This window comes from Novosphingobium resinovorum, assembly GCF_001742225.1.
Classification (GTDB): Bacteria; Pseudomonadota; Alphaproteobacteria; order Sphingomonadales; family Sphingomonadaceae; genus Novosphingobium; species Novosphingobium resinovorum_A.
Window position 1 is genome coordinate 705,097 of the sequence record NZ_CP017076.1, and the last position, 12,174, is coordinate 717,270.

A 12,174-nucleotide genomic window follows, 5' to 3' on the forward strand; every position below is an offset into this window, starting at 1 on the left:
CGAATTCTCTTCGGAACGCCATCTTCGATGCGCATCAATTCATCGCGCTAACAAGCATTTACGTGCCGCTAACTTTTACGATCCTATCGCTTAGAAGGAAAGCACGAGAAAGGCATGAAGCAAACAAGATGCTGCCTGAGGATCCCCCACTGACGATCACCGCGACCGCGTCGGCCCCCGTTACCGGAGCCCCGACCGGTTCTGCGCCGATCATAAGGGACGCGATCATGCACGCTTTCGCGGCAATGGCCGTCGCTATTCTGCTGGCGGGGGAAGCCGCGCCTGCGGTGATCGTCGCATGGCTTGCCGCAGTCGCACTCGCCCAGTTTTACGCCGTCCGGCTGGAACGCTCGCGGCACGAGCTATCTTCGAGCTTGCCGTCGTTCTACCTCGGCGCCGTGCTTTCGGCATTGGCATGGGTCTTTCCCTTGTGGGCTTTCGGATCGCAGATCGGTACGGAAGCGGCGACGCAACTGTGGGCGGTGCTCGCGGTGATGATGGCAGCCTCGGCACTTCGCGCGACCTCGGCGCCGATAACCACTTTCTTTTTCTCCGGCATCGTCGGCATCTCCAGCGCAGCCTGGTTCCTCTATGCGACCAATCCGGGCATGGCGGCCATCGCGCTTCTGTTCATGGCGACAACCTCCACCGTGATCGTAGAGCGGCGGCGCTCGATACGGCCCGCCTCGGCACCCGGCGCGCAACCGTCCAGCGATGATGCGGCTACCCTGCCGTTCCAATGCGAGTTCGGACACGACGATGCACACTGGCACTGGCAAACCGATGCGACCCGGCGTCTGACCGAGGTATCACGCGGGTTCGCACTGGCGACCGGGCGCGATCCATCCGATCTGAAAGGCATTTCGCTGCGCAGACTGATCGCCGGAGCACGTGCCGGAGATGCGCCTTCCGATGGGACCGAACTCGCCGAGCGCATGAAACGCCGTGAGGATTTCTCTGGCCTTGCCATGCAGGTCAGAGTGGACGACCGCCCGCGCTGGTGGAAACTTTCAGGCGAGCCGCACTACCAGGAAGGCATATTCACCGGCTATCGCGGCACCGGCTGCGACATTACCGAAAGCCGCGTAACTCTCGAAATGATGACCCGGCTGGCGCATTACGATGCGCTGACCGGGTTGCCGAATAGGGCAAAACTCACTGAAGTACTGGCTGCGGCGCTCGATCGCAGCGGGCTGCGGCGGCGTAATGCCTGCGCGTTCCTGATGATCGATCTCGATCGCTTCAAGGCGGTGAACGACACGCTCGGCCACGACGTCGGCGACACCTTGCTGGCGCGCGTCGCCGAACGTCTCAGGGAGCAGATCGCCGACAGCGACATGTGCGGTCGCTTCAGCGGCGGCGCCTTCGCGGTGGTCATTCCCGAGGCATCCGACCTCGATCGGGTAAGGCTGCTGGTCCGGCGCATCACGGACCGCCTGATCCAGCCTTACGAGATCGGCCAGCATACGGTATTCGTGGGCGCATCGATCGGCTGGGCGGTCGGCCCGCATGACGGCTCCACCGCCGAGACGATCATGCGCAACGCCGATCTGGCGCTATATCGTGCCAAGGAAACCCGCAGCAATTCGCACTGCCGCTACGAGCGCAGCTTCCACGCGCAGGCCGAGGAGCGCCGCAAGCTGGAGATCGCATTGCGAAGCGCCATGAAGCGGGACGAACTGCACCTCGCCTTCCAGCCCGTGGTCGATGCGCAATCGGAAGCGGTCGTCAGCTTCGAGGCGCTGCTGCGCTGGCGGAGCACCGAGTACGGTCCCGTCAGCCCGGAAAAATTCATCCCGATCGCGGAAGAAACGCGCCTCATCGTGCCGATCGGCGAATGGATCATGCACGAAGCCTGCAAGGCAGCCGCAAGCTGGCCCGGAGACGTGCGCATCGCCGTCAACGTATCGGGAGAGCAGTTGCTGGACCCGAACTTCGTGTCCAGTGTCATCGGCGCCCTGACGACGAGCGGCCTTGCTCCCGAGCGCCTGGAGATCGAGGTGACCGAAAGCATCTTCCTGAGCGATGCGACGCGCGCCTGCACCGCTCTGGAGCACGTCATGGCGGTGGGATGCACAGTGGCGCTGGACGACTTCGGCACTGGCTATTCGTCGCTGGGATACCTGCGCAGGATGCGCTTTTCCACCATCAAGCTGGACCGGTCGTTCGTCAATGGCGCGGCGGGCGGCAACCGGGAATGCCTGGCCATCCTGCAGGCGGTAGTGACGATGGCGGAAAGTCTGGGCATGAGCACGACGGCGGAAGGGGTCGAGACCCGCCGGGAAGTCGATATGGTACGCAAGCTCGGCTGCCGGAAGATTCAGGGATACTATTTCGGCAAGCCGGCCGACGCCCTGGCGGCGCAAGCTCTGTTCGCGATGTCCTGAGGGCTCCGGCGACAATCGAACGTCGCGCAAGGGGGAAACTTTCGCAACCTCCTTTTCGAGATTGGTTCGCAAAAACTGTTCTGCCAGTCCGCGCGGCCTGCCCACCCTGCTGACCGGCCAGAATTACAATGACGTGCCGGACTTCCTGTGCTCGACCGGTGGCTCACCCACGTTCCCCTATTGCGACCCTTCATTGCGCGTGAATCTGTGTACCTCCGACGACAACGAGAGCTTCTTCGCCGGAGACCGCGCGATCCGTCTCGCAGCCGCCGCCCATCTCGGCGACGTGGACCTGATGGGAGCCGACGCTTTCCGGAAACGCGGCAACTACTTCGGCAACGTCCAGTGTCCGCTCAGCAAGGTCCATGCGAAAGCCTATAACGCCGAGTACAAGTGGCAGCCCGGCAGCCGCTGGATCGATGTCCGCGCCACCGCCTGGGCGAACGACACCGTCAGCGACACGTACAGTGCCGGCGGCTTCCCGAACTCGGCCTCGGTCGCGGACCCGATCATCATAAACAGCGCGATCATGCACGCCCGCAACGACTGCCTCGGCTGAGATCACGCGCGCCTTTCCCATGGCGGCTTCGACGACCTCGAGCCAGCGCTATTGCGATCAGCCCACCAGTTGGCCCGCGCGTCTGGCGGGGCTTTCCGGGACGACCGGCATTGCGGTATTGGCCCTGCTGGCCGCGCTGTTCACATGGCAGACGCCGCAGCGCGTGGTCATGCCGAACTCTCCCCGCTGACCGTCGAATTGCAGTCGCTGGCGCCCCCGCCAGAACCGGAACGCGACGTCGCTCCGGGGCCAACCCGCGTCGAGAGGCAGGAGGCCAGGCCGCAGCCGGACCGGGAAATTCCGCCCCAGCCGATGGTCGTGCTCGTCACCGCACCGGCCAACGAGCCCCTCGCCTCCGAGCCGGTGGAGATCGTCGATCCCGGCCCGCCGATGCCCCAGACGACGGCACCGAAGGCCATCGCCGCTCCGGCAGCGCTCCGGCTGTCCAGCGATACCCGGCCGGACTGGGAAGCATCGGTGCTCGCTCACCTGGGGCGCTTCCGCCGCTATCCGGCCCTGCCCGCCATTCATGCGGGACGTCCGGATACCGTGGAACTGACCGTGCCGATCGAGTTCGATCTCCGCTAGGCCGTAGCCGACCAGCGCCCGGGGACCATCACCTGCTTCCACAAGGCCGGCCCCGCGAACAGCAGGGCATCGCCCACGACCATGAGCACGACGACGATCGCGCACAGGCCAAGATCGGCAAGGCCGGCCGGTGCGGGCGGATGGGCGTGCACCCGCGTGTACAGCACGCGCACCGTCATCGCCGCGAGCGTCAGGACAGCGAGGCCGCCGATGCGCAAGCCGATCTGCGCCGCCAGAGTTTCATGCCAACGGATCATACATCACCTCCCTTGAGGAGGCGCTTCAGCTACGCACCTTCGCATAGCAATTCGAGAGGGGAACCTGTGGCTCCGCATTGAGATTGCATAAGATCACGCCGGAACTCGCGCCGGAAAAATGCAAATCATATGCCGATCATATGTGTTCGCCATCTTGCCGATATGGAGATCAAATGCGGTTCCATGGCATGGGCATCGGGCAAAGCAACCAAGAGGGCATGACTTGAGCAGCGACCAGACCGGTGCGATTTCGGGCCACGGCAGCGGGCCTCACGGGCGGCTACCGACGCTCGCGCTCGGTGCGCTGGGCGTGGTGTTCGGGGACATCGGCACGTCCCCGCTTTACGCCCTCAAGGAGAGCTTCGTCGGGCACCATCCACTGGCGGTGGACCACGCTCACATCTTCGGCGTGCTCTCGCTGATCTTCTGGACGATGACGCTGATCGTGACGTTCAAGTATGTCTTCATCGTCATGCGCGCCGACAACGAGGGCGAAGGCGGCTCGATGGCCCTCCTCGCGCTGATCGGGCGGAGCCTGGGCGAAACGCGCTGGACGCCGGTGATCGCGATGCTGGGCGTGATCGCGACCGCGCTGTTCTATGGCGATGCGATCATCACCCCCGCCATCTCCGTGCTGTCGGCGGTCGAGGGACTTACCGTCGTGGAGACGTCGCTGGGCGAACTGGTGCTGCCGATCGCGATCGTCATCCTGCTCGGCCTGTTCCTGATCCAGAAGCACGGCACCGAGCGGGTCGGCGCATTCTTCGGGCCGGTCATGGCGGTGTACTTCGTTGTTCTCGCGGTGCTGGGCGTGACCAACATCATCGTCCATCCTCAGATCATCGGCATCGTCAACCCGTACTGGGCCTGGCACTTCTTCGCGCTCGATCCCAGGCTGGCGTTCCTCGCGCTGGGGTCGGTGGTGCTGGCGGTGACCGGCGCGGAGGCGCTCTATGCCGACATGGGGCATTTCGGCCGCAAGGCCATCAGCATCGCCTGGCTCTACGCCGCGCTGCCCTGCCTCATGCTCAACTACATGGGACAGGGCGCTCTGCTGCTCGACCATCCCGAGGCGGCGAGCAATCCCTTCTTCCTGCTCGCCCCGGAATGGGCACGACTGCCGCTGGTGATCCTCGCGACGCTGGCCACCGTCATCGCCAGCCAGGCGGTGATTTCGGGCGCGTTCTCGATCACCCGCCAGGCGGTGCAGCTCGGCTTCTTGCCGAGGCTGCGCATCCTCCACACCAGCGCTTCGGCGGAGGGGCAAGTCTACGTGCCGATCGTCAACTGGGCGCTGCTGGTCTTCGTCGTCCTGCTGGTGCTATCGTTCCGCTCCTCGAGCAGTCTGGCGGCGGCTTACGGCATCGCGGTGACGGGGACGATGGTGATCACCGCCTGCATGCTGGGTGTCCTCACCTTCAGCGTCTGGCGCTGGCCGCCGGTGGTGGCGGGGACTGTCACCGGACTGTTCCTGATCATCGATGGCGCCTACTTCCTGTCGAACGCGACGAAGATCCCCGACGGCGGCTGGTTCCCCCTGCTGGTCGCCGCGATCGTCTTCGTAATGCTCACCACGTGGTCCACGGGCCGCAAGGTCATGCGCCGCTATCTTGCGGAAGGGGCCATCGACCTCGACCTGTTCATCAAGTCCACCGCCGGATCGGTGCGCCGCGTCGCGGGTACGGCCGTCTTCCTCTCCTCAACCAGCGATGGTGTGCCGCCCGCGCTGCTCCACAACGTCAAGCACAACAAGGTGTTGCACGAGCGCATCGTCATCCTCACGGTGACGACCGAAGCGGTGCCGTCGATGCCGGAGGAAGGCCGCATCACCATCGCCGATCACGGCGCAAACTTCTACCGCATGCGCCTGCGCCACGGCTTCCTCGAGGACGTGGACATTCCCGCCTCGCTCAAGGCCGTCACCACCTGCGGCGCGCCGTTCGGGTCGATGGACACGAGCTACTTCCTCAGCCGCCAGACCCTGATCGCCTCCGAGAAGCCCGGCATGGCGCTCTGGCGCGAGAAGCTCTTCGCGTGGATGATCCGCAATGCGGCGACGCCGATGGAGTTCTTCAACCTGCCGACGAACCGTGTCGTCGAACTCGGCTCGCAAGTGGAGATCTGAGAGCCCGCGCGCCCGTCACTCCGGCGACACGTGCAGGCGATAGCCCACGCCGATCTCGTTGCCGATGATTTGCGGGCGCTGCGGATCGTCCTCCAGCTTCTGCCGCAGGCTGCGCACCAGCACGCGCAGGTATTCGACGTGGCGCTCGTTCTCGGACGGCCAGACCTGCATCATGATCTGGTGGTGCGTGATGACCCGCCCCGGATGCTGCGCCAGTTGCGCGACCACGGCATATTCCTTGGGCGTGAGGTGCACTTCCCTGCCCGCCTTGGTGATGCGCCGCTCCATCAGGTCGATCGACACGTCACCCGCAGTCACGGCCGACACGCCGCCGCCCCGCGCCATCCGGTGCCGCAGCGCCACGCGCAGGCGCGCCAGCAGTTCGTCAGTGTCGAACGGCTTGGTCAGGTAATCGTCTGCCCCCAGATCCAGCGCCGCCACCTTTTCGTCCGTGGCATCGCGCGCCGAGACGATGATCAGCGTCGCATCGGTCTCCTTCTTGATCAGCGGCACCAGTTCCAGCCCGTCACGATCGGGCAGGCCAAGGTCCAGCAGCACGAGATCTGGGCGCTCCTCGCGCAGCCGCTCCATCGTCTCGCGCGCGTTGCCTGCCTCGACCGTCGCATAGTCGGCCCTTCCGAGCGCCGTCTGGATCAGGCGCCGGATATGCGGCTCGTCATCGACGATGAGCACCTTGTGGCGGGTCTTCATGGCATGTCCTCATTGTCGAGGTGCCGGATGATCAGCGCCTCGGGAATACGGATGGTGAAGCAGGCGCCGAAGGGGTCCTCGGCGTTGGCGGCCTCGACCGACAGGCCCATGGCCTCGGCGAAACCCTTGACGATGGCGAGGCCGAGCCCGGTGCCATGGCGCACCCGGTCGGAGCCTTCGAGCCGGGTGAACGTCTCGAACACGCGCTTTTCCTGACCCGGCGGAATGCCCGGCCCCCGATCGATCACCGACAACCGCAAGGCGCCCGGCGAACGACGGCAGCGCACCAGGATCGGCGTCCCGGGTTCGCCATAGCGCCCGGCGTTGTCGAGCAGGTTGATGAGGCAGTGGTGCAGCAGCACCGGATCAAGCCGCACCAATGGTATGTCCGGCGCAATGTCGAGGTCGATCTGCCTCCCTTGCAGCGCATTGCGGGTATCGTGGACGGCACTGGCAACCGCGTCGAACAGGTCGGTCGCTTCGGGCTTCATCGGCAGCGCGCCCGCCTCGACGCGGGCCATGTCGAGCAGGTTGGCGACGAAGCGGTTGAGGCGCTGCGCCTCGGCATCGATGGTCTCGACGAGGTCGGGCGACGGGTGCGTCCTGAACTCCCGCGCCGCCGTCAGGATCGTGGTGAGCGGCGTGCGCAAGTCATGGCTGACCGACGAGAGCAACGCCGCGCGTAGCCGGTCGCGCTCGCCCACGGCTTGCGCCTTGAGGTTCTCCTCCTCCAGCGCCATGCGGTCGAAGGCGATCGAGGCCTGATCGAGCAGGCTCATCAGCAGCGGCACTTCGTCCGATCGCACCGGGTCGCCGGCATCCGCGCGCGCGATGCCGAGGACCGCCATCACGCCTCGGCCGGATGCGGCGGACGCACGCAGCGGGTGAAATAGCCAGTCGGAGGCGGTCAGCGTCGCCGAGCCGCGCCCGGCGGGCTGCTCATTATCGATCGCCCATTGTGCGGCGGCCAGTTCGATCTGATCCATCCGGTCCTCGGGCGGATAGGCGGCGGCGAGGTCCGGGCCTGCCAGCGAGGGCAGCAGCAGCACCGCGCGCACGTCGAGCAGACGGGCGACTTCGGCGCAGATCGCCTGCATCAGCTCGTCCTGCGTGGCCGCCGCCGTCAACTGGCGCGAGAAGCTGGCAAGCGCGGCGTTCTGGCGTGCGCTGGCGCCTGCGAGGTCGGCCTGCGCGCGGACCCGCGCGGCGAACTGGCTGGTGACCACCGCCACGCCCAGCAGCACCAGGATCGAGATCACGTTCTCGGGATTGGCAACGGTCAGCGTGCCGGTCGGCGGCAGGAAGAAGAAATTGTAGGCGAGGCTGGAGGCCAGCCCCGCGAACAGCCCCGCCCGCAGCGAGAACGAGGCCGCCGCGAACATCACCGGGATCAGGTAGAGCAGCGCGATGTTGCCAAGGTCGATCACCTCGACCAGCAGACGGCCGAGCACGGTCATTGCCGCGACCATCAGCAGCGCCCCCAGGTAATGCCCCGGATGGCCCCATTGCCCCCATCGTTGACCTCGCCTCCTTTCGGGCTTGCGGCCACTGGCAACCGGCTCGCCCGAAGGCAGGACGTGCACGGCGACGTCGCCGATCGTGCGCACCAGCCGGTCCACCACCGAGCCGTGCCGCGCCTCGAACCACCATGAGCGGTGCGACTTGCCGATGACGATCTGCGTTGCGCGGGCATCCTTCGCGAAGCCGCCCAGCCCCTCGACCACGCCCACCGCCGGAATGCTGGCGGTGGAAGCACCGAGGCGCGAGGCCAGCGCGAGGGTATCGGCCAGCTGTCGGCGCTCGCGATCGGAGAAGTGCTGGTCGCGCCGCGTTTCGATGTGCACGGCGGTCCAAGGCGCGCGCAGGGCGTCGGCCATGCGCTTGCCCGCCCGCACCAGTCCGGCGGCATGGGGGTGCTCGCTGACGGCGACGACGATGCGTTCGCCCACCGCGAAGCTGCCCGCCAGCGCATGGGCGCGCACGTGCTCCAGCATCTGCGCGTCCACCGCCTGCGCCGCACGGCGCAGCGCCAGTTCGCGCAGCGCGGTGAGGTTGGACTTGGAGAAGAAGTGCCCCAGCGCGCGCGTCGCCTCGTGCGGCACGTAGACCTTGCCGTCCCTGAGCCGCTCGATCAGTTCGTCGGGCGGAATGTCGACGACTTCGATCTCGGCCTGTTCGAGTATCGAATCGGGCACCGTCTCGCGCACGCGAACGCGGGTGAAGGAGGCGACCACATCGTTCAGGCTCTCGACGTGCTGGATGTTGAGCGTGGAACAGACGTCGATCCCGGCGTCGAGCAATTCCTCGACGTCCTGATAGCGCTTGGGATGGCGGCTGCCGGGTACGTTGGTATGCGCGAGTTCATCGACCAGCACCAGGGCAGGCGCGCGGGCGAGGATGGCGTCGATGTCCATCTCGCCCAGCGAGTGACCGACGTGGTCCACCGTGCGGCGGGGGATCACCTCGTGCCCCTCCACCAGCGCCCCGGTCTCTCGCCGCCCGTGCGTTTCCACGACACCGACGACCACGTCCACCCCCGCCGCGCGGCGCTGGTGGCCTTCGGTCAGCATCTCCCAGGTCTTGCCGACGCCGGGCGCGGCGCCGAGGAAGATCTTGAGACGGCCGCGCCCCTCCCGCGCGGCGGCGCGCAGGAGGGCTTCGGGCGATGGGCGGCCAGTATCGTTCACGCGCTCGTTCACGGGACCGGCTTAGCGCGCAATGCATCCAGTCGTCGATTGAGTTCGAACACGTTGACGCGGCGGTCGCCGATGAAGCCGAGCACCGGCTCCTCGATGCTGCCCGCGACGAGGCGGCGCAGCGCGTCGGGTTCGAGCCCGCGCGCGCGGGCCACGCGGTCCACCTGATACAAGGCCGCCTCGGGGCTGATATCGGGGTCGAGCCCCGAGGCGGAGGTGGTCACCAGGTCGGACGGAACGGGACGCCCTGGTGTCGCAGCCTGCATGCGTTGGAGATCGGCCTGCACCCGGTCGTGCAGCGCCTGTGAGGCGGGGCCGAGGTTGGACCCGGAGGAGGCAAGGCCGTCGTAGCCCCCCTGATCGGAAGCGCCCGCCGCCGAAGGCCGGGTGTTGAAGTAGCGCTCCGAAGTGAAGGCCTGCCCGACCACGGTGGAGCCGATCACCCTGCCGCTTTCGGTGACGAGGCTGCCATTCGCCTGACGCGGGAACAGCGCTTGCCCGATCCCGGTCATCGCCAGCGGATAGGCAAGGCCGAGCAGAATGGCGAAAAGCCCGGTCATCACGAGCGCGGGGCGCAGCGAGCTTGAAATATCGTTGGTCATTTGTCTGTCTCCTGTGAGCCTGCGCTTCGCCTCGGGGGCTTCGACAAGCTCAGCCTGAGCGGTGTTGAGAGGTTTACCCTTTTTTCCCGTCATCCCCGCGAAGGCGGGGACCGATCTGATGGCCGTGCGATCGGCTACTTCACGAGATGGGTTCCCGCCTTCGCGGGAATGACGGGAAAGAGAAGGTTCAGTTCGCCGTCATCCTCACGCCAGTCCCAGCCCGCCGACCGCGAGATCGATGAGCTTGATGCCGACGAACGGCGCGATCAGCCCGCCAAGGCCGTAGACCGCAAGGTTGCGCGCCAGCAGCGGTCCCGCGCCCATCGGCTTGTACGTGACGCCGCGCAGCGCCAGCGGCACGAGGCAGGGGATGATGAGCGCGTTGAAGATGATCGCCGAAAGGATCGCGCTCTGCGGGCTCGACAGGCCCATCACGTTGAGCACGCCGGGGCCGGGGTAGAGCGCCACGAACATTGCCGGGATGATCGCGAAGTACTTGGCCACGTCGTTCGCCACCGAGAACGTCGTCAGCGCGCCGCGCGTCATCAGCAGTTGCTTGCCGAGGCCGACGACCTCGATCAGCTTGGTCGGGTCGCTGTCGAGGTCGACCATGTTGCCCGCCTCGCGCGCGGCCTGGGTGCCGGTGTTCATGGCGACGCCGACGTCCGCCTGCGCCAGCGCGGGGGCGTCGTTGGTGCCGTCGCCGCACATGGCGACGAGGCGGCCGCCCTGCTGCTCCTTGCGGATCAGCGCCAGCTTGTCCTCCGGCGTGGCTTCGGCGAGGAAGTCGTCCACCCCCGATTCCGCCGCGATCGAGGCCGCCGTCAGCGGGTTGTCGCCGGTGATCATGACGGTGCGGATGCCCATCGCGCGCAGTTCGCCGAAGCGCTCGCGGATGCCGGCCTTGACGATATCCTTGAGGAAGATCGCGCCCAGCAGCCTGCCATCGACCGCAACCGCCAGCGGCGTGCCGCCCGCGCGGCCGATCTCGTCGGCGATGCGGCGCAGTTCAGTGGCGGCGGCAGTCGCCCCCGCGCCGGGATTGGCGGCAAGGATCGCCTGCACCGCGCCCTTCTGGATCACGCGCCCGCCGGTGTTGACGCCGGAGATGCGGGTCTGCGCGGTGAAGGGGATGACCTCGGCGCCCTCGGGAAGCGCTGTCGCGGTCTGGCCGAACTTCTCGCGCGCCAGCACGACGATCGAGCGGCCCTCGGGCGTCTCGTCGGCAAGGCTGGCGACCAGCGCGGCTTCGGCAAGTTCGCTCATGCCCACGCCGCCCACCGTGCGGAACTCGCTGGCCTGACGGTCGCCGACGGTGATGGTGCCGGTCTTGTCGAGCAACAGCACGTCGATGTCGCCCGCTGCCTCCACCGCGCGGCCGGACTTCGCCAGCACGTTGAAGCGCACCAGCCGGTCCATGCCCGCGATGCCGATGGCCGAAAGCAGCGCCGCGATCGTCGTCGGGATCAGCGTGATGAGCAGCGCCGCAAGGATCGCCACCGGCACCGAACCGCCCGCATAGCTGGCAAAGCCGGGGATGGTGGCGACGGCGATCAGGAAGATGATCGTCAGGCCCACCAGCAGCAGGGTCAGGGCGATCTCGTTGGGGGTCTTCTGGCGCTCGGCGCCTTCGATCAGCGCGATCATGCGGTCGAGGAAGCCCTGCCCCGGATTGACGGTGACGCGCACGCGGATCTCGTCGGAGATGACGCGGGTGCCCGCCGTCACCGCCGAGCGGTCGCCGCCCGCCTCACGGATCACGGGCGCGCTCTCGCCGGTGATCGCGGCCTCGTTGACCGAGGCGACACCGGCGACGACTTCGCCGTCCGAGGGGATGAGGTCGCCGGTCTGGACGAGGACGACGTCGTCCTTTTTCAGCAGGCTGGCGGGGACGGAGTCGTAGCGGCTACCGTCACCCTTCAGCCGCTTGGCAGTGAGTTCCGCCTTGGTCGCACGCAAGCTGGCGGCCTGCGCCTTGCCGCGCCCTTCGGCCAGCGCCTCGGCGAACGTGCCGAACAGGACGGTCAACCAGAGCCACAGCACCAGCTGGATCTTGAACCCGGCGTCGAGGCCGTCGCGGCCGACGATGAGCAGCACCGTCAGCAGCACCGCGACGACGGCGGTGGTGAACATCACCGGGTTGCGGATCAGCTCCTTCGGATTGAGCTTGCGGAAGGCATCGCCGATCGCCGGAACGATCAGGTCTGCGGTGAACAGGGATTTGGTTTGCGATCGGGACATCGTCGGGT

Annotated in this window: 10 protein-coding genes; 5 read left to right on the forward strand and 5 right to left on the reverse strand. The window is 66.8% G+C overall.

The window, feature by feature from the left end:
• Positions 1–227 precede the first annotated feature (227 nt).
• From BES08_RS20650 to BES08_RS33055, 4 genes are all read left to right on the forward strand, one after another.
• A complete protein-coding gene (locus BES08_RS20650; protein WP_051587003.1) occupies positions 228–2,387 on the forward strand; it encodes a putative bifunctional diguanylate cyclase/phosphodiesterase in 2,160 nt (719 codons plus the stop codon).
• A 61-nt stretch (positions 2,388–2,448) separates the two neighbouring features.
• Positions 2,449–2,946, forward strand: a complete 498-nt coding sequence (locus BES08_RS20655) for a hypothetical protein (RefSeq protein WP_197524488.1) — start codon at positions 2,449–2,451, stop codon at positions 2,944–2,946.
• Positions 2,947–2,965: 19 nt separating this feature from the next.
• The gene (locus BES08_RS33050; protein WP_155986369.1) at positions 2,966–3,136 is read left to right on the forward strand and encodes a hypothetical protein; all 171 of its coding nucleotides are present in this window, start codon (positions 2,966–2,968) and stop codon (positions 3,134–3,136) included.
• Entirely contained in the window at positions 3,091–3,534 is a 444-nt protein-coding gene (locus BES08_RS33055; RefSeq protein ID WP_155986371.1) for a hypothetical protein, read from the forward strand. Before BES08_RS33050 ends, BES08_RS33055 begins: the two co-directional genes overlap by 46 nt.
• On the opposite strand, the gene BES08_RS20665 is transcribed toward BES08_RS33055, so the two are convergent.
• A complete protein-coding gene (locus tag BES08_RS20665; RefSeq protein WP_008830870.1) occupies positions 3,531–3,791 on the reverse strand; it encodes a hypothetical protein in 261 nt (86 codons plus the stop codon). The two genes, BES08_RS33055 and BES08_RS20665, sit on opposite strands and share 4 nt — an antisense overlap.
• A 223-nt stretch (positions 3,792–4,014) precedes the next feature.
• Here BES08_RS20665 and BES08_RS20670 point away from each other — a divergent pair, with 223 nt between their 5' ends.
• Entirely contained in the window at positions 4,015–5,916 is a 1,902-nt protein-coding gene (locus BES08_RS20670; protein WP_413783099.1) for a potassium transporter Kup, read from the forward strand.
• 15 nt (positions 5,917–5,931) lie between these two features.
• Here BES08_RS20670 and BES08_RS20675 read toward each other — a convergent pair whose 3' ends face one another.
• The 4 genes from BES08_RS20675 to kdpB form a co-directional block, all read right to left on the reverse strand.
• Complete coding sequence (locus tag BES08_RS20675; RefSeq protein WP_036527905.1) at positions 5,932–6,627, reverse strand: response regulator; 696 nt, start codon at positions 6,625–6,627, stop codon at positions 5,932–5,934.
• Positions 6,624–9,314, reverse strand: coding sequence for a DUF4118 domain-containing protein (locus BES08_RS20680; RefSeq protein ID WP_036527999.1), 2,691 nt, complete (start codon positions 9,312–9,314; stop codon positions 6,624–6,626). Before BES08_RS20680 ends, BES08_RS20675 begins: the two co-directional genes overlap by 4 nt.
• An 8-nt stretch (positions 9,315–9,322) precedes the next feature.
• The gene (gene kdpC, locus BES08_RS20685; protein WP_036527908.1) at positions 9,323–9,925 is read right to left on the reverse strand and encodes a potassium-transporting ATPase subunit KdpC; all 603 of its coding nucleotides are present in this window, start codon (positions 9,923–9,925) and stop codon (positions 9,323–9,325) included.
• A 204-nt stretch (positions 9,926–10,129) separates the two neighbouring features.
• Positions 10,130–12,166: a potassium-transporting ATPase subunit KdpB gene (gene kdpB / locus BES08_RS20690; protein ID WP_069709417.1), complete on the reverse strand. Its 2,037-nt coding sequence runs from the start codon at positions 12,164–12,166 to the stop codon at positions 10,130–10,132.
• Between the last annotated feature and the right edge of the window lie 8 nt (positions 12,167–12,174).

What these genes read in the sequence shown, in the direction of transcription:
- BES08_RS20650 (WP_051587003.1), top strand. Translation starts at nt 228, where the DNA reads ATGCACGCTTTCGCGGCAATGGCCGTCGCTATTCTGCTGGCGGGGGAA.
- BES08_RS33050 (WP_155986369.1), top strand. Translation starts at nt 2,966, where the DNA reads ATGGCGGCTTCGACGACCTCGAGCCAGCGCTATTGCGATCAGCCCACC.
- BES08_RS33055 (WP_155986371.1), top strand. Translation starts at nt 3,091, where the DNA reads ATGGCAGACGCCGCAGCGCGTGGTCATGCCGAACTCTCCCCGCTGACC.
- BES08_RS20665 (WP_008830870.1), bottom strand. Translation starts at nt 3,791, where the DNA reads ATGATCCGTTGGCATGAAACTCTGGCGGCGCAGATCGGCTTGCGCATC.
- BES08_RS20675 (WP_036527905.1), bottom strand. Translation starts at nt 6,627, where the DNA reads ATGAAGACCCGCCACAAGGTGCTCATCGTCGATGACGAGCCGCATATC.
- kdpC (WP_036527908.1), bottom strand. Translation starts at nt 9,925, where the DNA reads ATGACCAACGATATTTCAAGCTCGCTGCGCCCCGCGCTCGTGATGACC.
- kdpB (WP_069709417.1), bottom strand. Translation starts at nt 12,166, where the DNA reads ATGTCCCGATCGCAAACCAAATCCCTGTTCACCGCAGACCTGATCGTT.